This window comes from Chryseobacterium sp. RLHN22 (assembly GCF_051011795.1).
Classification (GTDB): Bacteria; Bacteroidota; Bacteroidia; order Flavobacteriales; family Weeksellaceae; genus Chryseobacterium; species Chryseobacterium zhengzhouense.
Genome location: NZ_JBPCHW010000001.1, coordinates 320,269 through 343,349 on the forward strand (window position 1 = coordinate 320,269; position 23,081 = coordinate 343,349).

Below are 23,081 nucleotides of genomic sequence, written 5' to 3' on the forward strand. Positions count from 1 at the left end.
ATATTTTAATATAATAGTTTATAATTCAATTTCTTAAATAAAAATTTACGATTAATGTACACAATTTTAACCTAATTTTAATTAAAATTAACATAATTATTAATTTTTTTTAAATTGCGGCATATGGTGTAACACCATAATCTTGAGAAAACGAAACTATATAAAAACGATATTGTGAAAAATTTTACAACAGTATTAAAAATTGCGCCTGCATTTTTATTGGCAAGTACGATAATTCATGCGCAGACAAATGACTCTTTGAAAGAGAAAAAAATAGAGGAAGTTGTTTTAATTGGGTATGGAGCTAAGAAGAAGTCGGATTTAACCGGTTCTGTAACCGCTATATCTGCTAAAGACTTTAATGAAGGAAGTATTAATTCTCCTGAGCAGTTAATCCAAGGTAAAGCTTCCGGTATCCAGATTACAAATAACAGTGGTGCTCCCGGAGCAGGATCAACAATTAGAATTAGAGGAGGGGCTTCTTTAAATGCTAGTAATGATCCATTAATTGTGATTGATGGTGTACCTGTAGATGCAACAGGAATAAGTGGTGCTGCTAATCCTTTGGCTTTAATTAACCCAAATGATATCGAAAGCTTCAATATTTTAAAAGATGCTTCTGCGACTGCTATTTACGGTAGCCGAGCCTCTAATGGTGTAATAATTATTACAACTAAAAAAGGCACTTCAGGACGTGTAAAACTAAATTATACAACTACAACTTCTATCTATGAGAAAATGGGCAATATTAAAATGTTGTCGACCAACCAATTCAGAGATGTTGTAATGAGCCAAGCAGAGCCTGCTTTCCAACAATTATTAGGAAACTCTAATACAAACTGGCAAAATGAAATTTATCAGACAGCATTAGGGTTTGATAATTCAGTATCTCTTTCAGGAGGTGTAAAAAATCTTCCTTATCGATTATCTTTAGGTTATTTGAATCAGGATGGAATCATTAAGACTAATAATATTGAAAGAACTACAGTTTCATTAAATTTGAATCCTAAATTTTTCGATAAACACCTTGAAATTAACTTTAATGTAAAAGGAACCTATGTTGAAAACAGATTTAAAGATGATGGAGCGATAGGGGCTGCAGTTGTATTTGATCCTACCAAACCTGTTTACGATCCTAGTTTCACAAAATATGGTGGTTACTGGGAATGGCTGCAAGCTAATGGAGACCCCAATACCAACGCTACTAAGAATCCGGTTTCTATGTTGAACCAAAGATTTGATCTTTCTTATGTTAGAAGAGTTTTAGGAAATATTCAGTTTGATTATAAGTTTCATTTCTTGCCTGAATTAAGAGCTAATTTGAATTTAGGGTACGACTATAGTGATTCTAATGGAAATACAACAGTTCTTCCTTCTGCTGCTATGAATTATTATGAGAAAGGAACTTATCGAAGATATACTCAGGAGAAGAAAAATAAACTTTTAGATTTTTATTTAAATTATCTTAAGACAGTTGAATCTCTTAAATCTACTTTTGATTTGACATTAGGATATTCTTACCAGGACTGGCAGAGGTCTGAACCTTTTGCACCAACAATTTATGGAACCGGACTTAGCAATCCGAAAAGCGGAAGAGATATTTTTACTCAGAATACCATTCTTTCTTATTTTGGACGATTTAATTATACATTCAATAATAAATATCTTTTAACGGCAACTTTAAGAAGAGATGCTTCTTCCAGATTTAGCGAAGATAATAGAGTGGGTTATTTCCCTTCAGTAGCGCTCGCCTGGAAAATTGACCAGGAAAACTTCCTTAAAGACTCAAAAGTACTTTCAAGTTTAAAATTAAGAGCAGGTTGGGGACAAACAGGTCAGCAGGATATTCAAAATAATGACTATCCTTATCTTGCAAGATATGTGGTGTCAGATGCAGGAGCAACCTATCAGATAGGAGATGATTTTTATAATACATTAAGAGCCCAGGGGTATGATAAAAACATAAAGTGGGAAACAACAACAACTAAGAATATAGGATTAGATTTCGGTTTTTTAAAAGACAGAATTAGTGGTTCTATCGAAGTTTACGAAAAAGAATCAAAAGATTTATTAAGTATTGTACCAGTTCCTGCAGGAGCAAATCTTACCAATCTGTTACTCACAAATATTGGTGATATGAGAAACAGAGGTATTGAAGCAAATGTTAATGTAAGAGCAATTGAGAAAGATAATTTCACTTGGGAATTTAACGTTAATGCAACACATTATAGATCTGAAATCACGAATCTTGCTTCCACAGAAGTTCTTACCGGTGGTATTGGGGGAGGAACGGGTACGATGATTCAGGTACATTCTCAGGGATACCAGCCTAATGCTTTTTATGTATATCAGCAGGTTTACGATAATGCAGGAAAACCTATAGAAGGCGCGTATGTAGACAGAAACGGAGATGGAGTTATTAACAACTCAGATTTATACAAATACAAATCGCCGGCACCAGATGTTTTATTAGGATTTTCTTCAAAATTTACATATAAAAATTTTGATTTAGGATTTACAATGAGAGCTAGTATTGGAAATTATGTTTATAATAATGTGGCTTCCCAATACGGTAACTTACAGGGAATAAAAAATAACGGATATCTCCAGAATATCCACACCAGTTATTTTGATACAGGTTTCAACAGAGCACAATATCAATCAGATTATTACGTGGAAAATGCATCCTTTATTAGAATGGATAATATCAATTTAGGATATAATTTCGCAAGTTTTATCAGCAAGAATTCTAAAATAAGAGTATTCGGATCTGTTCAGAACGCCTTTGTGATTACAAAATACAGTGGTTTGGATCCTGAAGTTTTTAATGGGATAGATAATAATTTATATCAGAGACCAAGAATCTATTCTTTAGGACTTAATTTTCAATTTTAATTAAACTATCATGACATTTAGATATATTAACAAAACAATATTTACTGCGGGAATCGCTGCAGTTTTATTTCTTACTTCATGTGAAAACGATTTGAATAGGATGCCCGAATCTGAAGTAACATCGGCATCTGTGTATGCCGATTTTGCAAATTACAAATCAGTTTTGGCTAAAATATACGCAGGATTAGCAGTAAGTGGGCAAAATGGCGGAGACGGAGATCCAGATATCGGTGGTATTGATGGTGGTACTTCAAACTATCTCAGACAGTATTTTCAATTACAGGAATTGCCTACTGATGAAGCAGTCGTAGCTTGGAATGACCCTTCCTTACCCGATCTTCATAATATGAATTGGTCGGCAAGCAATGATTTTATTCGGGCTCTTTATTACCGAATTTATTATCAGATTGCTATTTCAAATGAATTTATCAGAGAGACTTCAGATGAAAAATTAGCTTCAAGAAATATTACGGGAGCAAATGCAGACGAATCAAGATTATTCAGAAATGAAGCCAGATTTATGAGGGCGTTAAGCTATTTCCATGCTATAGACCTGTTTGGAAATGGACCTTTTGTAACGGAAGCTACCGAAGTGGGAATTACCCCACCTCCAAGAATTGATAGAGCAGCTCTTTTCGCATATATTGAAAATGAATTAAAAGAGTTAGAGAATCTTTTGAAAGATCCCAGAACCAATGAATATGGTCGTGCAGACAAAGCCGCTGTCTGGATGCTGTTATCAAAACTGTATCTTAATGCTGAGGTGTATACTGGGCAAGGAAGATATTCTGATGCCAGAGTATATGCTGAAAAAGTTATTAATGCAGGATATTCTCTAAAAACAAATTATGATGAATTATTTTTAGCTGACAACAATGTAGCAAATAATGAAGTTATTTTCTCAGTAAACTTTGATGGAATAAATACAAGAACATACGGTGGTACAACTTATATTATTCATGCAGGAGTAGGTGGAACGATGCCACCGGAACAATTTGGTATTAACAGTGGATGGGGCGGATTGCGATCTACAAAAAATATTGTCAATCTTTTTCCGAATGCTACTGGTACACTTGATAAAAGAGGAAGATTCTACACAGATGGGCAAAATCTTGAAATCAACAGTCAGACTGTATTTACAGACGGATATCCATTGATTAAGTTTAAGAATTTAAAGAAAGACGGAACCAAGGGTTCTGATGATACAGGATTATATGTAGATACAGATTTTCCACTTTTCAGACTCGGAGAGGCTTATTTAATTTATGCTGAAGCAGTTTTAAGAGGAGGCGGAGGTTCTAATGCTACGGCATTACAATATATAAATCTGCTGCGACAAAGAGCTTATGGAAATACTTCAGGAAATGTTGCATCCATCAATTTGGATTTCATTTTAGATGAAAGAGCTAGAGAACTTACCTGGGAGGCAACACGAAGAACAGATCTGATCAGATTTAATAAGTTTACTTCTGGGTCTTATTTGTGGCCATTTAAAGGCGGTGTAAAAGATGGTAGAGCGGTTGAAGACTTTAGAAAGCTTTATCCTATACCAAATACAGATTTGACAGCAAATCCTAATCTTATACAAAATCCTGGATATTAAATTTTAAAAAAAGAATCTAAAAATGAAACATATTTTCAAAATATTCACAGTAGCTTTTCTCGCAATCATGGCTGTGTCGTGCGAAAAAGATGAAGATCAGGCAGTTTTAAATGAAATCACTCAGGCTAAAATTACTTCCAGCCAAACAACCCTTATCTTAGATAAAAATAGTCCAGATGATAATGTCTTGAATGTAGCTTGGTCTAAAGCCGCATTTGATTTATCCGTTGTTTCTACTCAGCAATTACAATTTGCGATAAAAGGGAAAAACTTTGTAGGGGCATCTAATATTGATGCTGTAGATACTCCGCTAGAATTTACAAACAAAGAATTGAATACTATTGCTCTGGCATTGGGTGCGACTCCAGATGTTGCAACTGAAATCGAAATTAGGCTGAGAACAATGGTTGGGCAGGGTGCGTATTATTCAAATGCTATTACTTTGAATGTTACTCCCTATTTCTTAGGTCCAGTTTATAATTATACAGATTTATACCTAATCGGTGATGCAACAGCTGCAGGATGGACGAATGAGGTTACAAATACTAAATTTCTTCCATTACAGAAAGCATCAGTAGCAGGTAATTATTCTTATACAGGATATTTTGCGCAAGGAGCTTTTAAAATAATAAAAACTCCTGGAAATTGGGATCCTCAGTACGGAATGGATTCTCCGGGTATTTTAAGTACAAGCGGTGGATCTGGAAACATTACTGTTGCAACTGCCGGTTACTATAAGCTTACTATTAATACTACAGCATTAACATATACCTTGACCTCAATTCCATCACCATCAACAAATTATACAAGTATCTCTATGATTGGAACAGCTTCAGGAGATTGGAGTACAGATGTAGATTTGCAAAAAACCACATTTGATTCTCATATATGGGTGAAGAAAAATGTAGCACTTAATTCTGGTGAATTTAAATTCAGAGCGAATCATGATTGGGGAACCAATTGGGGAGTAGCTCAAGAGTTTTTTGGAGTAGCTGATCTTGGAGGAGGGAATATTCCTGTAAGTACTGCATTTAATTATGATGTTTATTTTAATGATATAACGGGTGAATTCTCCTTTATTCCAGTATATTAAAATTAACAGCCAATATTAATTTAATTTGAATTACATAGCAAAGTGCTGCTTTACAACAGCACTTTCTTTATTTTTAAAGTTTATAAATAGTCATTATGAAGAAAATTACAGTTGGAGCAGTTTTGCTCTCAATGATGTTTGCGGGTGTCAATGCACAGTCTTTAAAATCACCCGATGGGAAATTCGAGATGGATTTTCAGTTGAAGCAGGGTGTTCCTTACTACAATCTTAAATATAACGGGAAAACAGTAGTTGAAGATTCCAAATTGGGATTGAGATTATTTAAAGATACTTCTATAAAATTTGCGTCGGAAATTGCTAAGCCTGAAGATGCAAAATTTGATCTGAACGGTGGTTTCACAAAAACAGACGAAAAAAGGGATTCTAAAAATGAAACCTGGCAGCCGGTTTTGGGTGAAAAGAAAAATTATATCAACCATTACAACGAATTGGCTGTGACGCTGAACCAGGCAACCACTGAAAGAAGCATTGTGGTAAAATTCAGATTGTTTAATGATGGTTTGGGTTTCAGATATGAATTTCCTCAACAGAAAAACCTGAACTATTTCGTCATCAGAGAAGAAGATTCTGAAATCGATCTTCCATCTGATATGAAAGCATGGTGGATCGTTGCTGATTACGATTCTCAGGAATATCAGTATCAGGAGACAAAAATTTCTGAAATTCCTGCAAGATGGCCAAAAGCAGCAGACGCCAATGCTTCTCAGACTTTGATTAAAAATGCGGTTCAGTCGCCTTTAATGCTTAAAAGAGAAGGAAAAGAGCCTTTATATATCAATCTTGCAGAAGCGGCAGTGCTGGATTATCCGGCTTCACACCTTGAAGTGGATGCTGCAAACTTTAAATTTAAAACGCACCTGACAGCCGACAGACAGGGAGCGAAAGGATATATGCAGACGCCGATGGTTACGCCTTGGAGAACTATTATCGTTTCACCAAAAGCTGAAGAGGTAATGGATTCTAAGATGATTTTTAATCTGAACGAACCTACAAAATATACCGACACATCTTATATTAAACCCACAAAATACATGGGTGTTTGGTGGGAAATGATCATCGGAAAATCTCAGTGGGCCTATGGTCAGCCGGAATCCAACGTTCGTTTGGGAGCAACAGATTTTTCTAAATTAACACCTAACGGAAAACATGCGGCAAACAATACCAAAGTGAAAGAATATATCGATTTTGCTTCAGAAAATGGTTTCCAAGGACTTTTAATTGAGGGCTGGAATATAGGTTGGGAAGACTGGTTCGGCCGTTCAAAAGAATATGTGTTCGATTTCATTACCCCTTATCCGGATTTTGATATCAAAATGCTGAATGAGTATGCACATTCAAAAGGAATTGATTTAATCATGCACCACGAAACGTCAGGTTCAGCAACAAACTATGAAAGATGGGCAGATAAAGCTTTCCAGCTGATGAATAAATATGGTTATAAATCTGTGAAAACTGGTTATGTAGGTGATATTATTCCGAGAGGGGAGCATCATTATTCTCAATGGACAATCAATCACTATTACAGAATTGCAGAGAAGGCCAACGAGTATAAAATCATGGTAAATTCTCACGAATCGGTTCGTCCGACGGGAGAAAGCCGTACCTATCCAAACTATATTTCTGCTGAAGCAGCTCGTGGAACGGAATATGAAGCTTTCGGAGGAAACAATCCTGATCACCAGACGATTCTTCCGTTTACCCGTTGGATGGGTGGTTCTATGGACTACACACCGGGAATTTTCCAGACAAAATTAGATTATTATTTCCCTGGAGATACCCGTTTCGTAAAAACGACGTTGGCAAAGCAGTTAGCGCTATATGTAACGATGTACATGCCGCTACAAATGGCTGCCGATTTGCCTGAAAACTATAAGAAGCACATGGATGCCTTCCAGTTTATCAAAGATGTGGCTGCAGATTGGGACGATACGAAAATCTTATCGGCAGAACCGGGGGATTATGTTGTGACCGCAAGAAAAGCGAAAGGCACAGAAAACTGGTTCGTAGGTGGAATCACCGATGAAAATAAGCGTGAGTACACTGTAGACTTCTCTTTCCTGGATAAAGGTCAGAAATACGAAGCAACGATCTATGAAGACGGTAAAGATGCAGATTATATCAACAATCCTCAAAGCTATAATATCTACAAAAAGCAGATTACGAGCAAATCTAAAATTAATTTTAAGATGGTTCGAAGCGGAGGTTTTGCAGTATCGATCAAGCCAATAAAATAAAAATCCGTAAATTTATAATCCTTAAAGCCAAAAACTTTAAGGATTTTTATTTTACTGCATGATCTTTTTTTACCACAAAAGCAACAAAAGATTAAGTGATTCAAAAGCAAATAAAACAAACTGTAAGAGTCTGTTTAAATTTATAATTTGCTTTTAACATTAAGAAATTAAGAGTATTTAGCTTAAAAAACTTAATAAAAATCAATTTTATTGATTTTTTAGCCGAAAAGAAATTAATTAACTGAATTACTTAATGTTAAGAAAAAGAATAAACAAAGTTTATTTTAATTTAGACAAATTAAGAAAGAGCTATAAAAATTTATTAAAAAAAATTTAAACCGGCTCTAAATTAAATTTTACTTTTTGTAAACTTTTGAATTCTATCTTTTAAGTCATTTCTTTTGATTCTTTTGCGGTAAAAAACTTTTTATTTTTCATGTACTGAATTTTTCTTTTATAAATGATATGTAATGAAGCTGATTACTAAAATTTTTACCAAACAAAACACTTTTCTACTTTTGCTGGTCGCCATGGTTTTACTGGCAAAACTGATTCCTTTTCAACCGTCTTACAACCAGTATTTCAACCTTTCCGCATTTATTGATTGGGGAATTGCCGGAATTTTCCTTTTATATGGTTTAAAACTAAACCTTAAAGAAGTCGTAAAAGATGTTTCCAACTGGAAATCGCATCTGCTGATTCAGTCGGGAACGTTTATCCTGTTTCCTTTATTGGTCTTACTATTCTATCCGTTCGTAAAAGATTCGGAGTATTATAATATCTGGCTTTCGGTATTTTTCCTCTCAAGTTTACCTTCAACCGTTTCCTCATCGGTTGTAATGGTTTCCATTGCCAAAGGGAATGTGACTTCAGCAATTTTTAATGCATCAATTTCCGGCTTGATCGGAATTATCATGACGCCGCTTTTGATGAGTTTTTTTCTAGTTTCAAGCTCTTTTTCAGGCAATCAGACTGAAATAATTGAGCAGCTTTTGATTAAAGTTTTATTTCCGATTATTTTAGGAGTTTTATTAAATCCGATATTCAAAAAATGGGTGACAAAATATTCAAGCATTATCGCCGAATTTGACCGGCTGATTATTTTACTGATTGTATATGAAAGCTTTTCAAGTGCATTTATCGAAAATATTTTCGCTTCGGTTCCCTCATTGGTGTTTTTAATTCTGGCTTTCAGTGTCATTTTTCTGTTTTTCTCGGTGTATTATATTCTTAAATTTTTCGCTGAAAGATTACATTTTAAGGCAAAAGATGTCATCACAACGACATTCTGCGGTTCTAAAAAATCGTTGGTTCACGGAAGCTTATTTCTGTTGGTTTTAGGAATTCCGGATGAACAAAAAGTGTTATTTCTGCTTCCTGTCATGATTTACCATAGCTTCCAGTTATTTTATGTAAGCTGGTTAGCCAACAAGATTGCAAAACGGATGGAGGTTCTCGGATCTTAAATTCAATAATTTTTTAAAAAAATGATAAAATTAATCTAGAAAGAAGTTGTATTATCAGCTTTTGCTGTTACAATGGAGAAGATATGCCTAAAACATGCAAAAAGCTCATGACTGATCCATGAAAATAAGGAATTTTATTTGTTTTTTCTTATCTGTGCACTTTAACGTTGACGGAATCTGTGAAATACGCATTCAAAGAAGCTACTTAAAAGGGAATTACTGTATTGAGTATTGAAACCTGAAAATTAGGGACAGTTCAAAAAGATAATGTAAATTTGATTAAAACTGCCGTAACAATATGCTTGAATATTCAGAGAATTATGTGACGGGAAAATCGAAAGTAGAGAATAAAAAAGACTGTTCTTTTGAATCACCAGGATGACATCAAAGTTCCGGAAAACGGAAGTCGGAAAAATAGATTAAAACCAAAGAAATAAAAGGATAAAATTGATAGCGACTCAAAATATTGTCTTTAATTAATATTAAAAATGAAAAAATTATACACCATCATCGCTCTGTCAGCAGCAGTCATCGCTTTCTCACAGAAGCCTCTGGATAAAGTAGAACCCGGTTTTTGGTGGAAAGGAATGAAAAATCCTGAACTTCAGATTCTGGTCTACGGAAAAGATATTGCGAATAATGAAATTGAGCTTTCGGACGGAGTTCAGATCAAAGATATTCAGAAAGTTGAAAATCCGAACTATGTTTTTGTAACGGTGAATACCAATGAAATCAACGTTCCGAAATTCAAAATCAATATTAAAAAAGGCAGGAAAAATATAGGGTCTTATGTTTATGAATTAAAACAGAGAAACCCAAATTCTGCGAACAGAGAATCGTTTACCTCAAAAGACGTGATGTATCTGATAATGCCTGATCGTTTTGCGAATGGAGATGAAAAAAATGATTCCAGTCTGAATTTAACTGAAAAAGCGAACAGAAGTCTTCCCAACGGACGTCATGGCGGAGATTTGCGAGGAATTATCAACAATTTAGATTATATTCAAAACCTTGGCGCAACGGCAGTCTGGTTGACTCCGGTGAATGAAGATAACGAAAAAGTCTATTCGTATCACGGTTATGCTCAGACAGATTTATATAAAATTGATGAGCGCTACGGAACCAACGAAGAATATAGGGAACTTTCCCAAAAATTAAACCAAAGAAATATGAAACTGGTGATGGATTATGTAACCAATCACTGGGGAATTTCACATTGGATGATTAAAGATCTTCCGACCAAAGACTGGATTCACTGGTTTAACGGTGGTGAAAATGGCTTTAAGCGTTCCAATTACAAAACAACCACTCAATTCGATACCAATGCTTCTGAAATTGATAAGAGATCTGCGCTGGATGGCTGGTTTGATACCACGATGCCCGACATCAATCAGAAAAACCCGCTGGTTCTGAAATATTTAACGCAAAATGCAATCTGGTGGATAGAATACGCTGAATTGGGAGGCTTCCGTGTTGATACGTATCCGTATAACGATAAAGAGGCGATGGCAAAATGGGCGAAGGCAATTACCAATGAATATCCTAAATTTAATATTGTCGGGGAAACCTGGTTGAACACTGCCGGACAAATTTCGGCGTGGCAAAAGGACTCCAAAACGGGAGAAGCGGCAAATTACAACTCTAATCTTCCGTCTGTGATGGATTTTATGCTGTATGGAGATATGCCTAAGGCAATTAAAGAAAAAGAAGGCTGGGACAGTGGAATGAATAGAATTTACAACAGTTTGTCAAGCGATTTTTTGTATCCCGACATTAATAACGTGATGGTTTTTTTTGAAAATCACGATACAGAAAGATGGAATGAAATTTTTAATGATGATCCAAAGGCATATAAATTAGGTTTAACATTAATTTCAACCGTTCGCGGAATTCCTCAAATTTACTATGGCTCCGAGGTTGGAATGCGTGGCGACAAAAATAAAGGTGGCGATGCGGATATCCGAAGAGATTTTCCGGGTGGCTGGAAATCGGACAAGGTAAATGCTTTTAATCCTTCAACACAAACACTTGATCAAAAAGAGTTTTATCAATTCACGCAAAAATTACTGAACTGGAGAAAAGGAAAAGAAGTCATCCACACCGGAAAAACTAAAAATTTCGTTCCCCGGAATAATGTTTTTGTGTATTTTAGATACAATGAAAATGAAAGTGTGATGGTGGTTCTGAATAACAGTGAGAAAGAGGAAACTTTAGACTTGAATCATTTTGATGAATCGTTGAAAGGGTTTTATTCTGGGATAGATGTTATTTCCGAAAGTGAAATTGTTTTAGATAAAAGCTTAAAAATTCCTCCAAAATCATCATTAATCTTAGAATTAAAAAGGGATTTAGGAGAAGTGAATATTTTGCCTAATAGAAAATTGAACAAAAATTTAAATCAATAGTTTCTTAATAAAATCCTTATGATCATTGAATTTGATACAAAACTTTGCGCCCTTTTGCGCTAAAAATAAAATTAAACATGAAAAAAACAACAATAATCTTTACAATTTTCTTTTTAGTATTCGGTTTAACGACTCTTTCAGCTCAATCAAAATTTGATAAAGAAAGAACAGATATTGGCACCATGCTCGATGGTTTCAACGTGGCGGCTGCAAAAGCTGATTTCACAACGTATTTCAACTATTTCGCCGACGAATCCACTTTTATTGGAACAGATGCAACCGAAGTTTGGGACAAAAAACAATTCATGGTTTGGGCAAAACCCTATTTTGATAAAAAGAAAACCTGGAATTTTACCTCTCTAAAAAGAAATATCTATTTCAGCAAAGATGAAAAATTGGCTTGGTTCGATGAATTATTAGATACCCAAATGAAAATCTGCCGTGGTTCTGGAGTGGTTGAAAAAATCAAAGGAGAATGGAAAGTAAAGCAATATGTACTTTCTGTAACGGTTCCAAATGATGTTGTAGACAAAGTAGTGGCAGAAAAAGCACCGATTGAGGATGCTTTAATTCAACAATTAAAAAAGAAATAGGCGTATGGCGAAAAAAATAAAACCGAACTTATCCATGCTACAGATCATCAACATGAGCATGGGATTTTTGGGGATCCAGATGGCTTTTGGTTTGCAAAACGGAAATGCAAGTAGAATTCTGGCTAATTTCGGTGCCGATGTTCATGAATTGTCATGGTTCTGGCTTGTCGCTCCCATTACGGGATTGATTGTCCAGCCGATTATCGGTCACATGGGCGATAATACATGGAGCCCGTTTGGAAGAAGGAAACCTTATTTTTTAATAGGCGCAGTTTTGTGCGCCGTCGGTTTGGTCATGCTTCCCAATGCCGCTTCTGCAACACAGATGATGGCGGCCAATGTTCTGTTATTGGCCGTGATATTTTTAGCAATGATGGATGCTTCAATCAATGTAGCGATGGAGCCGTTTCGTGCTTTGGTAGGAGATATGCTGCCGAAACACCAGGCGACAATAGGGTTTTCTGTGCAGACGATTTTGATCGGAATCGGGGCAGTAATCGGTTCGGATTTACCCAACTGGTTAACGAATTGGGGTATTTCAAATGTCGCTCAAAAAGGTTTTGTGGCAGACAATGTCATTTATTCTTTTTACATTGGGGCGGCGGTTTTAATTGTTTCGATTTTATATACCATTATAACAACCAAAGAATACTCACCCGAGGAATTTTCGTCTTTTGAAGATGATCATGATGAGGTAAAACAGTCACCAAAATTTTCAGATATCTTCAAAGATTTCGGAAATATTCCTTCACAGATGAAGAAACTGGGAATCGTTCAGTTTTTTTCATGGTTTGCACTGTTTACCATGTGGGTTTTCACGACAAGTGCTTTGGCAACCCATCATTTCGGACTTTCTCCAAATGATACTCATTCTGCAGAATTTAATAAAGCCGGAGATTTAACGGGAAGCTTATTCGGGAGTTATAATTTTTACGCCATTTTCTTTGCCTTTGCTCTAACTCCTATCGCCAGATTTATCGGAAAAAAGCAGACTCATGCTTTAGCTTTGGCTTGTGGTGGATTAGGTTTAATTTCAATGTACTTCATAAAAGATGTCAACAGTCTTTGGATTTCTATGGTCGGTTTAGGATTTGCGTGGGCAAGTATTCTGGCGATGCCGTATGCGATGCTGATCGATTCTATTCCGCAAAAGAAAATGGGAGTTTACATGGGAATTTTCAATTTTTTTATTGTGATTCCGCAAATTCTTAACGGTATTTTCGGAGGTCCGATTGTAAGCGGAATCTTTGGAAAAATGGCAATCGATTATATAGTTGTAGGTGGAATCTGTATGTTGCTGGGAGCTGTTTTAACAATGATTTTTATTAAATCTGAAAACAATACTCCAAAAGAAATTGAAGAGGAAATTCAACAGGTACACTTTTGAATTTGAGATTTGAAGTTTGAGATTCAAGATTCAAAATTTAAGATTCAAAATCTGTATCAATATAAATCTTAATCATACATACATATCAATAGGAGCGGACTTTAGTCCGCTTTACTATTCTGCGGTAAGGTCTGGCTTTAGCCAAAGCTTACTACTGAAAAGCTAAACTCTTTCTCAGTCGTAAAGCTTCATCTTAGGCTATATGTAATGACCTCACCAAAATTCACTTCCGATAAAATTGACGATTTACCTTTCATCTCTTACCGTTTATCCGAAATCACTTCTTACCTTACATCAACATCTTAAAACTAATTTTTGCTGAACTTTGCTTAAGTAAAAATGATTAATCAATTAACAATTATCAGTTATGAAAACAGTTTACCATAAAGCAGATTCAAGAGGTCACGCCAATCACGGTTGGCTGAATTCTTACCATACATTCAGTTTTGCCAATTATCAAAACCGCGACAGAACACATTTCGGGGTTTTGAGAGTTTTAAATGACGATACCGTTTCCCAAGGAATGGGTTTCGGAACGCATCCGCACAAAAACATGGAAATCATTTCTATTCCTTTGGAAGGTGATCTGGAACATAAAGATTCTATGGGAACGACTGCCGTAATCAGAAAAGGAGAAATTCAGGTAATGAGTGCCGGAACTGGTGTAATGCACAGCGAATACAACAAAAATAAAGACGAAGAAGTAAAATTCTTACAAATCTGGGTTTTCCCGAAAGAAGAAAATGTTGAACCGAGATATGATCAAAAAAGTATCAAAGAAGGTGAAAAAATCAATGGATTTCAGCAGATTTTATCACCTAATAAAAATGATGATGGGGTTTGGATTCATCAGGATGCATGGTTTAATTTGGCTAATTTTACTAAGGGAAATGGCAAAAACTATACGTTGAATAAAAAAGGAAACGGTGTTTACGCTTTTGTATTAAAAGGTAGCGCTAAAGTGGGCGACAGAATTCTGAACGAAAGAGACGGTTTAGGAATCTGGGATACCCAAAGTTTCAACATCGAAGCAACAGAAGACACAGAAATCCTTTTAATGGAAGTTCCAATGGAATTGCCCGATTATTTGAAATAAACAGTTAATTTTGCAGTGTCAAATTGATATCATTGCAGGAATTACAACAATAAATGAAATGATTTCAGTTAGAGAACCACGAAGTGCTTCAATACAAATAGCCGTGGGTGAAACCCATGGAAAAAAATACCCAAAATCAACGAACCACGAAGTGATTCAACAAAAATAATTTTAAACGAAAAAATTAAAAATAAATGAAAATTTTAGCAGTAGCAGGAAGCAATTCCGAGACATCAATCAATAAATTATTAGTTTCTTACGCGGCTTCATTAATAGAAAACGCAGAAGTAGAAATCGTAGACATGAACGATTTTGAAATGCCGATCTACAAACACCAGAGAGAAGTAGAAAGCGGAGTTCCACAGGAAGCAAAAAACTTTGCAGAAAAAATCGATGCAGCAGATCTACTTTTAATTTCTTTGTCTGAGCATAACGGGACATACTCTACGGCATTCAAAAATGTGTTCGACTGGACTTCAAGAATCAAAGACAGAGCAGTATGGAATGAGAAGCCGATGTTATTGATGGCAACTGCTCCGGGAGCAAGAGGCGGATTAGGTGTTTTGGAAGCTGCAACGAAGCGTTTTCCTCTTCACGGCGGAAATATAGTTGAAACTTTTACCCTTCCTTTCTTTAATGATAATTTCGATAAAGAAGCTGGAAAGATTTCTAACGAGGAGAAAGACAGTGAGTTAAAAGAAAAAATTCAGAAAATTTCTGCCGTTGAATCTATCCTTGAAAAATAGATTTGAAAATTAATATAAAATTAATATCTTTGCAAAAAGAAAAAAGATGAAAATTCAGACCACTTTTAAAGAATGTTTCTCCAAGAAAGGGAATATTGTGGACTCTGAAATTCTGAGATAAAACAACGGCCGATAATCTACCAAGATTGTCGGCTTTTTTGTTTTCTGAATTTGAATAAAAGTAATATAAAGATAAGAGACATCAGATACCAGATATGAGATTGACAAATAGTCTGTAATCTGAAATCTAGTATCTAAAAATCTAAATAAAACATGAGCAACACGTACAAATCAGCAGGAGTAGACAAAGAAGAGGGATACAAAACCGTTGATAAGATCAAGAAAGCGGTGGGCGAAACTCACAATTCCAATGTATTGAATCATTTGGGAAGTTTTGGGGCTTTCTACGAAATCGGAGGATACAAAAATCCTGTTTTGGTTTCCGGAACAGATGGTGTGGGAACGAAGCTTAAAGTAGCTTTAGACTCAAAAAAATACGATTCTATCGGGGTAGACTGTTTTGCAATGTGTGCAAACGATATTCTTTGCCACGGTGCAAAACCATTATTTTTCCTTGATTATTTAGCTTGTGGAAAATTAGATTCCGAGATCGCTGCCGAAATCGTTTTAGGAATGGTAGAAGCTTGTAAAGACAACAACTGTGCATTAATTGGTGGTGAGACTGCCGAAATGCCGGGAATGTATCAGCCTGGAGATTATGATGTTGCAGGATTCTGCGTAGGAATTGTAGAAAAAGACCAGATTATTGACGGTTCAGGAATCAAAGCAGGTAATAAAATTATCGCTCTTCCAAGTTCAGGTTTCCACTCAAACGGATTCTCTTTGGTAAGAAAAGTGTTCCCGGATTTTAACGAAGAATTCGAAGGAAAACCTTTGTACGAGACACTTTTGGTTCCTACAAGACTATATTATAAAGATATTCACAAAGTTCTTGAAGAAGTTAAAGTTTGCGGTATCGCTCACATTACAGGTGGTGGATTGTACGAAAACATTCCAAGAATTATCGGTGACGGACTTTGCGCAACAATCGATGCTTCAAAAATCCAGATTCCAAGCATTATGCTGGAGTTGGAAAAAAGAGGTGGAGTAGCTCGTGAAGAGATGTTCGGAACTTTCAACATGGGTGTTGGAATGATCGTGGTTGTAGATGCAGAACATGCAGAAAAAGTTTTGCACCTTTTGGACGATGCTTACGAAATCGGAGAAATCACAGAAGGAAGCGAAAAAATAGATTTAAAATTTTAGGAGCTTAATCCCGCTTTCCGCTATATCTTTTTTGTTACGGCCTCCGCTTCGCTCCGGCCCCAACAAAAAAGGATGCCGCTGCAATCGGGGCCAGTTAATAACTTAGAAAGCCTTGTCAAGGTTTCAAACCTTGACAAGGCTCACAAAATAAAATGAAAAACTTAGTTATACTCGTTTCAGGTTCAGGAACAAACCTTCAGCGAATCATTGATACCATTGATAACGGAGAAATCCAGAATGCAAAAATATCTTTGGTCGTTGCAGACAGAGAATGTTACGGACTTGAAAGAGCAAAAAATCATAACATCGACAACGTTTTGATTCCGAGAGGAAAAAACTTCAGTAGCGAATTGGCGAAAATCATCCCGGAAAATACAGATTTAATCGTATTGGCAGGATTTTTATCCATTCTAAAACCTGAGTTTTGTGAAAATTGGGTCGGGAAAATAATCAATATTCACCCGGCATTGCTTCCAAAATTCGGAGGAAAAGGAATGTGGGGACATCATGTTCATAACGCGGTAATTGAAGCAAAAGAAAAAGAAAGCGGAGCAACCGTTCACTTTGTAACTCCGGGAATTGATGAAGGAGAAGCTATTCTTCAGAAATCATTCGAAGTCACAGAAAGCGATACTTCCGAAACCGTTGCGGAAAAAGTTCATTTAATTGAATATGAAATTTTCCCAATCGCAATAAACCAAGTATTGAATAATAATTAAAACAATTATTAGCAATACAAAAAGTACCTTCCTTTGGAGGGGTGGCAAAAATTCAAAGAATTTTTGACGGGGTGGCTAAAAAGATATTAATAACATCCACCCTTTGCTGAGTGAAACGCCTTTGCGAACGAAAAATATTCAGTAAGAAATTGAAAAAAAAACTTAGCGCCTTTTGCGTTAAAATAATAATTAACAAAACACATTTAGATTTAATTATTTCGAAAACCAAGAAAAATCTAAGTAAAAATAAAGTAAGATCGGAGGTGAAAGACCCGGTCTACAGTTTGAAATAACTGTAAAAAGTAAAAATTTAAAGTAAAAAGTTTTTGATTAAAAAGAGTCCCGAAGGGACGATTTAAATCAGGATAGGATGAAAATCCTATAGAATTGGTTTATTAATCATGAAAAATTATTACAAAAAATCGAAAGTAAAATGAGCAAAAAGAGAGTTTTAATCAGTGTTTCTGACAAAAGCGGGTTAATTGAATTCGCACAGTTTTTGGAAGCCCAAAACTATGAATTGATTTCTACAGGAGGGACATTCAAACATTTGAAAGACGCTGGTTTAAATCCAATTCAGATTGATGAGGTTACCAATTTCCCTGAGATGTTGGACGGAAGAGTGAAAACATTACACCCAAAAGTTCACGGTGGATTGTTGGCAGTTCGTTCTAACGAAGAACACATGAAAACCGTTCAGGAGCACGGAATTGGACTGATTGACATGGTAATCGTGAATCTTTATCCTTTCTTTGAAAATGTAAACAAAGACATTTCTCTTCACGAAAAGGTAGAATTCATTGATATCGGAGGTCCTTCAATGCTTCGTTCTGCAGCGAAAAACTTTGATTCTGTAACAGTAATTACTGATGTTGAAGATTACGCAGCAGTAAAAATCGAAATGGAGCAAAACGGTGACACTTATATCGAAACCCGTAAAAGATTGGCAGGAAAAGTATTCAACCTTACTTCTGCTTATGATGCTGCGATTTCAAGAATGCTTTTAGATGAGGAATATCCAACTTATTTAAATGCTTCTTACAAAAAAGTTTCTGACCTTAGATATGGTGAAAACCCACATCAGACGGCAGCTTATTACGTTTCTACTTTCGAAAACGGGGCAATGAAAGATTTCGAACAATTGGGAGGTAAAGAATTGTCTTTCAACAACCTTCGTGATATGGATCTTTGTTGGAAAGTAGTAACGGAATTCAAGGAAGAAATGGCTTGTTGTGCAGTGAAGCATTCTACACCTTGTGGCGTTGCGATCGGAACTTCAGCTTTGGAAACTTATCAGAAAACTTTCGAGTGTGATCCGGTTTCCATCTTTGGCGGAATTGTTGCAATGAACTACAAAATCGATGCAGCAACAGCAGAAGAATTAAACAAAACTTTCCTTGAAATCGTTATGGCTCCTGAATTTGATGAGGAAGCTTTGGAAATTTTAAGAAAGAAGAAAAATTTAAGAATTATAAAAATCGTAAACCCTGTTTCTGACAAACAGACTTGGGTAAAAGTCGATGGCGGAATATTAGTTCAGGACAACGACAGCATCTTCTCAGATGATATTAAAGTGGTTACTGAAACTCAGCCTACAGAAGAGCAGAAAAAAGCATTATTATTCTCTCAAAGAGTAGTAAAATATGTAAAATCTAATGCAATTGTAGTTTCCAACGGAATTCAGGCTTTCGGAATCGGAGGCGGACAAGTGAATAGAATTTGGGCTACTCAACAGGCGATCGAAAGAGCAAAAGAGAAATTCACAGGAGACTTGGTTTTGGCTTCTGATGCGTTTTTCCCTTTCCGTGATGTGGTAGATTTCTGCGCTCAGGAAGGTATTACGGCAATTATTCAGCCGGGAGGAAGTGTAAAAGACCAGGACAGCATCGAAGCAGCGAATGAGCACAAAATCCCGATGATGTTTACCGGGGTTAGACATTTTTTCCATTAATTAAAATAGAATTAAAAAATAATTTGAGATTGTATTTATAGCATTCAAAATTATATATTTGTAGAGTTAGACTAGATAATAAATAAAGTATGAGAATATTAATCATAGGTGAGGGTGGAAGAGAATCTGCTTTGGCAGCGAAACTTCAGAAAGATTCAAGAGTGAGTCATATGTTTTTTGCTAACGGAAACGCTACCACCGACAAGATTGGAAAAAATGTCCATTTATCAGAGATTAAAGAACTTAGAGATTTTGCAATCAAGGAAAAGGTGGATCTTACCATTGTAGGCCCCGAAGCTCCGCTTGTAGCAGGCTTAAAAGACGAATTTAAGAAACATGATCTTAAAGTTTTCGGACCCAACCAGAAAGTGGCAAGTCTTGAAGGAAGTAAGGCTTTCTCTAAGAAATTTATGCAAACCTATGATATTAAAACGGCTAAAGCTGTAGTTTTCGATTCTTATCCTGAAGCTAAGGAATATATTCAGACTCAGGAATACCCTTTGGTAATCAAAGCAAGCGGGCTTGCTGGTGGAAAAGGAGTTGTCATCTGCGAAACTTTGGAAGAAGCAGAAGCAACGGTACACGATTTCATGATCAGAAGAATCTATGGTGATGCAGGAATCCGTTTGGTTATTGAAGAATATCTTGAAGGTTTTGAAGCATCCATTATTGCATTCTCAAACGGTGAAAAATTGTTCCCGTGTATTGCTGCAAAAGATTACAAGAAAGTTGGTAACGGTGACACAGGCCCGAATACAGGTGGTATGGGTTCAGTAGCTCCAAGTCCTGAGTTTACTGCGGAACATTACGCTGATTTCGAAAAAAACATTTTGGAACCTACTGTAACAGGTCTGAAAGCTGAAGGATTCAGTTTCAAAGGAATCATTTTCTTCGGGTTGATGATTACTAAAAAAGGAACGTATCTTTTAGAATACAACATGAGATTCGGTGATCCTGAAACTCAGGTTTTGATGGCGTTGATGGAAAATAATCTGTTAGACGTTATCAACGACTGTATGAGCGGAAAAGATATCGAACTTAAATTTAAAGACGAAAAAGCAGTGTGTCTGGTAATGTGTTCAGGAGGTTACCCTAGAAATATCGAAACCGGTTTTGAAATTACTGGAGAAGATAAAGTAAGACACAGTCAGCTTTTATATGCAGGAGCTATTAAAAAAGCTGACAGAGTGGTTTCAAACGGTGGTAGAGTTTTAAATATCGTTGCAACAGGAGCTACTTACGACGATGCTCGTAAAAAAGTGTATGAAGATGCAAGTCATGTACATTTCGATTACGGCTTCTACAGAGAAGACATCGGAAAGTTTTAAGATAAATAATGAAAAAAGATTTGGAGAAATCCAGGTCTTTTTTTGTAACGATTTATTCAATAGGATCGGGCTTTAGCCCGATTAAATAATATAAAAGAGAAATTTGGCTTTAGCCAAAACTTAAAATATTTAGTTAATTTTAATTTAGGATAAAACCAATTTTTGTCATTCCGTAGGAATCTAAGCTATTTAAATTTTTATCATTGCAGTAAAAATTCCTACGGAATGACAAACACTCTTTTAAAAGATTAAAACAATTAAAAACTCATCATTTATCAATCATCATTTATCAATTATAAAAATGAACAACGGTATTATCATATTAGATTTCGGATCACAATACAACCAGCTTATCGGAAGAAGAATCCGTGAGATGGGTGTATATTCTGAAATTTTACCTTTCAATACACCATTAAAAACGATTTTAGAAAAACAGCCGAGAGGAATTATCCTTTCTGGCGGACCAAGTTCTGTCAACGCAGAAAACGCTCATTTGGTTGAAAAAGAATTGTATGAACAAGGAATTCCTGTATTGGGAATTTGCTACGGAATGCAATTAACAGCACACCTTTTAGGCGGAAAAGTTCATAAAGGAGTAAAAGGTGAATACGGAAAGGCACATTTGGAAATCGTAAAAGAATCTTCTTTATTAAAAGGGGTTACGAACAATTCTGTCGTTTGGATGAGCCACTTTGATGAAGTGGGACAATTGCCTGCAGGTTTTGAATTAAATGCAACCTCTGGAGTTATCGCTTCCATGTCGAATGAAGAGAAGAAAATCTTCTGCGTACAGTTCCACCCGGAAGTTTCTCACACAGAGGAAGGTGGAAAAATGTTGGAAAATTTCGTTTTTGGAATCTGTAATGCAGAAAAAAACTGGAAACTGACAAACTATATTGATAAAACAGTTGCAGAAATCCGTGAAAGAGTAGGTGACCAAAAAGTGATCCTTGGACTTTCAGGAGGGGTAGATTCTTCTGTTGCAGCGGTTTTGATTCACAGAGCAATTGGGGATCAACTGACTTGTATTTTCGTAGATACAGGTTTGTTGAGAAAAGACGAAGGCAAAAAAGTAATGGACAATTATGGGGAGCATTTCCATATGAACATTAAATTGGTTGATGCTTCTGAAAGATTTTTATCAAAATTAGCGGGAGTTGACGATCCGGAAGCAAAAAGAAAAATCATCGGAAACGAATTCATCCACGTTTTTGATGAAGAATCTCATAAAATTGAAGGCGCTAAATTCTTAGCTCAGGGAACCATTTATCCTGACGTAATCGAAAGTCAGTCTGTAAACGGACCTTCTGCGGTGATCAAATCTCACCACAATGTTGGCGGACTTCCGGAAGAAATGGAATTTGAATTGTTGGAGCCTTTGAGAGAATTATTCAAAGATGAAGTAAGAAAAGTAGGAGAAGAATTGGGAATTCCTCATCACTTGGTACACAGACATCCTTTCCCTGGTCCTGGTTTGGGAATCAGAATTTTAGGAGCTGTCGACGCTGAAAAAGTGAGAATCTTACAAGAAGCTGATGATATTTTCATTGAAGAATTGTACAAAAACGATTTGTATGAGAAAGTTTCTCAGGCTTTTGTGGTTCTTCTTCCTGTAAAATCTGTTGGAGTAATGGGCGACGAAAGAACTTACGAATACACAGCGGTAGTTCGTTCGGCAAATACAATTGACTTCATGACGGCAACCTGGAGCAGGCTTCCTTACGAGTTTTTAGATACTGTTTCGAGCAGAATCATCAATGAAGTTAGAGGAATCAACAGAGTAGCGTATGATATTTCGAGCAAACCACCTGCAACGATTGAATGGGAATAATTTTAACTTGAAATTTTAGATCTAAATCCTGCCTTTTGGTGGGATTTTTTTATTTGAGAACAATATTAGGCTAGTAAAGTCATTTTCCATAGAATATTATACTAAGTATAAATATTCGTTAATTGTTTTTTGAGAGATAAAGTTCTTTTAAATATTTTAATGCTTCTCTTCCTAATGAAAATTTTTCTAAACAAGCATGATGAAATCCTGAATCATTAAAAATATAAAATTTATTATCTTTTAACATGGGAGGAAATGACACAATATCTTCTCCTTTATTTAAAGTTTGATTGCAAATAGTGCATTCGCTTTGGTTTAAAAAAATTATTGCCATTTCTAAAATAATTTTTGATTAATGGTTTCAGGAAAGAATTTTAATTTATAAAAATACGATTTAAAAATTAATACAAATTTAGAATAGTATCAATTTGTAATTATATTTTCTAC

The 23,081-nt window shown here is 35.7% G+C and carries 16 protein-coding genes; 15 read left to right on the forward strand and 1 reads right to left on the reverse strand.

The genetic code is table 11. The features are described from left to right. Positions 1 to 174: 174 nt before the first annotated feature. The 15 genes from ACR1PN_RS01315 (at position 175) to guaA (ending at position 22,634) form a co-directional block, all read left to right on the forward strand. Positions 175 to 2,895, forward strand: coding sequence for a SusC/RagA family TonB-linked outer membrane protein (locus ACR1PN_RS01315; RefSeq protein ID WP_433978547.1), 2,721 nt, complete (start codon positions 175 to 177; stop codon positions 2,893 to 2,895). Positions 2,896 to 2,905: 10 nt separating this feature from the next. After that, positions 2,906 to 4,498, forward strand: a complete 1,593-nt coding sequence (locus ACR1PN_RS01320; RefSeq protein ID WP_433978548.1) for a RagB/SusD family nutrient uptake outer membrane protein — start codon at positions 2,906 to 2,908, stop codon at positions 4,496 to 4,498. A gap of 22 nt (positions 4,499 to 4,520) precedes the next feature. Beyond that, the gene (locus tag ACR1PN_RS01325; RefSeq protein ID WP_433978549.1) at positions 4,521 to 5,591 is read left to right on the forward strand and encodes a SusE domain-containing protein; all 1,071 of its coding nucleotides are present in this window, start codon (positions 4,521 to 4,523) and stop codon (positions 5,589 to 5,591) included. A 95-nt stretch (positions 5,592 to 5,686) separates the two neighbouring features. Continuing rightward, positions 5,687 to 7,846, forward strand: coding sequence for a glycoside hydrolase family 97 protein (locus ACR1PN_RS01330; RefSeq protein WP_433978550.1), 2,160 nt, complete (start codon positions 5,687 to 5,689; stop codon positions 7,844 to 7,846). A gap of 470 nt (positions 7,847 to 8,316) precedes the next feature. Continuing rightward, positions 8,317 to 9,312: a bile acid:sodium symporter gene (locus ACR1PN_RS01335; RefSeq protein WP_433978551.1), complete on the forward strand. Its 996-nt coding sequence runs from the start codon at positions 8,317 to 8,319 to the stop codon at positions 9,310 to 9,312. Positions 9,313 to 9,800: 488 nt separating this feature from the next. Further along, positions 9,801 to 11,717: a glycoside hydrolase family 13 protein gene (locus tag ACR1PN_RS01340; RefSeq protein ID WP_433978552.1), complete on the forward strand. Its 1,917-nt coding sequence runs from the start codon at positions 9,801 to 9,803 to the stop codon at positions 11,715 to 11,717. Positions 11,718 to 11,794: 77 nt separating this feature from the next. After that, entirely contained in the window at positions 11,795 to 12,310 is a 516-nt protein-coding gene (locus tag ACR1PN_RS01345; RefSeq protein WP_433978553.1) for a nuclear transport factor 2 family protein, read from the forward strand. Between the two features lie 4 nt (positions 12,311 to 12,314). Further along, entirely contained in the window at positions 12,315 to 13,697 is a 1,383-nt protein-coding gene (locus ACR1PN_RS01350; protein WP_433978554.1) for an MFS transporter, read from the forward strand. Between the two features lie 367 nt (positions 13,698 to 14,064). After that, a complete protein-coding gene (locus tag ACR1PN_RS01355) occupies positions 14,065 to 14,793 on the forward strand; it encodes a pirin family protein (RefSeq protein WP_433978555.1) in 729 nt (242 codons plus the stop codon). A gap of 194 nt (positions 14,794 to 14,987) precedes the next feature. Beyond that, complete coding sequence (locus tag ACR1PN_RS01360) at positions 14,988 to 15,539, forward strand: NADPH-dependent FMN reductase (protein ID WP_072953103.1); 552 nt, start codon at positions 14,988 to 14,990, stop codon at positions 15,537 to 15,539. Between the two features lie 273 nt (positions 15,540 to 15,812). Further along, complete coding sequence (gene purM, locus ACR1PN_RS01365; RefSeq protein WP_072953104.1) at positions 15,813 to 16,805, forward strand: phosphoribosylformylglycinamidine cyclo-ligase; 993 nt, start codon at positions 15,813 to 15,815, stop codon at positions 16,803 to 16,805. A gap of 152 nt (positions 16,806 to 16,957) precedes the next feature. Then, entirely contained in the window at positions 16,958 to 17,524 is a 567-nt protein-coding gene (gene purN / locus ACR1PN_RS01370) for a phosphoribosylglycinamide formyltransferase (protein WP_433978556.1), read from the forward strand. A 433-nt stretch (positions 17,525 to 17,957) separates the two neighbouring features. After that, positions 17,958 to 19,475: a bifunctional phosphoribosylaminoimidazolecarboxamide formyltransferase/IMP cyclohydrolase gene (gene purH / locus ACR1PN_RS01375; RefSeq protein WP_378172888.1), complete on the forward strand. Its 1,518-nt coding sequence runs from the start codon at positions 17,958 to 17,960 to the stop codon at positions 19,473 to 19,475. A gap of 89 nt (positions 19,476 to 19,564) precedes the next feature. Next, positions 19,565 to 20,803, forward strand: a complete 1,239-nt coding sequence (gene purD, locus ACR1PN_RS01380; protein ID WP_433978557.1) for a phosphoribosylamine--glycine ligase — start codon at positions 19,565 to 19,567, stop codon at positions 20,801 to 20,803. A 301-nt stretch (positions 20,804 to 21,104) separates the two neighbouring features. Further along, positions 21,105 to 22,634 (forward strand): glutamine-hydrolyzing GMP synthase, encoded by a 1,530-nt coding sequence (gene guaA, locus ACR1PN_RS01385; protein ID WP_433978558.1) that lies wholly within the window; start codon positions 21,105 to 21,107, stop codon positions 22,632 to 22,634. 118 nt (positions 22,635 to 22,752) lie between these two features. On the opposite strand, the gene ACR1PN_RS01390 is transcribed toward guaA, so the two are convergent. Beyond that, positions 22,753 to 22,968: a hypothetical protein gene (locus ACR1PN_RS01390; protein ID WP_433978559.1), complete on the reverse strand. Its 216-nt coding sequence runs from the start codon at positions 22,966 to 22,968 to the stop codon at positions 22,753 to 22,755. Between the last annotated feature and the right edge of the window lie 113 nt (positions 22,969 to 23,081).

Excerpts from the sequence above, each read along its gene's own strand:
- ACR1PN_RS01320 (WP_433978548.1), top strand. The coding sequence starts at position 2,906 with ATGACATTTAGATATATTAACAAAACAATATTTACTGCGGGAATCGCT.
- ACR1PN_RS01325 (WP_433978549.1), top strand. The coding sequence starts at position 4,521 with ATGAAACATATTTTCAAAATATTCACAGTAGCTTTTCTCGCAATCATG.
- ACR1PN_RS01330 (WP_433978550.1), top strand. The coding sequence starts at position 5,687 with ATGAAGAAAATTACAGTTGGAGCAGTTTTGCTCTCAATGATGTTTGCG.
- ACR1PN_RS01335 (WP_433978551.1), top strand. The coding sequence starts at position 8,317 with ATGAAGCTGATTACTAAAATTTTTACCAAACAAAACACTTTTCTACTT.
- ACR1PN_RS01340 (WP_433978552.1), top strand. The coding sequence starts at position 9,801 with ATGAAAAAATTATACACCATCATCGCTCTGTCAGCAGCAGTCATCGCT.
- ACR1PN_RS01345 (WP_433978553.1), top strand. The coding sequence starts at position 11,795 with ATGAAAAAAACAACAATAATCTTTACAATTTTCTTTTTAGTATTCGGT.
- ACR1PN_RS01350 (WP_433978554.1), top strand. The coding sequence starts at position 12,315 with ATGGCGAAAAAAATAAAACCGAACTTATCCATGCTACAGATCATCAAC.
- ACR1PN_RS01355 (WP_433978555.1), top strand. The coding sequence starts at position 14,065 with ATGAAAACAGTTTACCATAAAGCAGATTCAAGAGGTCACGCCAATCAC.
- ACR1PN_RS01360 (WP_072953103.1), top strand. The coding sequence starts at position 14,988 with ATGAAAATTTTAGCAGTAGCAGGAAGCAATTCCGAGACATCAATCAAT.
- purM (WP_072953104.1), top strand. The coding sequence starts at position 15,813 with ATGAGCAACACGTACAAATCAGCAGGAGTAGACAAAGAAGAGGGATAC.
- purN (WP_433978556.1), top strand. The coding sequence starts at position 16,958 with ATGAAAAACTTAGTTATACTCGTTTCAGGTTCAGGAACAAACCTTCAG.
- purH (WP_378172888.1), top strand. The coding sequence starts at position 17,958 with ATGAGCAAAAAGAGAGTTTTAATCAGTGTTTCTGACAAAAGCGGGTTA.
- purD (WP_433978557.1), top strand. The coding sequence starts at position 19,565 with ATGAGAATATTAATCATAGGTGAGGGTGGAAGAGAATCTGCTTTGGCA.
- guaA (WP_433978558.1), top strand. The coding sequence starts at position 21,105 with ATGAACAACGGTATTATCATATTAGATTTCGGATCACAATACAACCAG.
- ACR1PN_RS01390 (WP_433978559.1), bottom strand. The coding sequence starts at position 22,968 with ATGGCAATAATTTTTTTAAACCAAAGCGAATGCACTATTTGCAATCAA.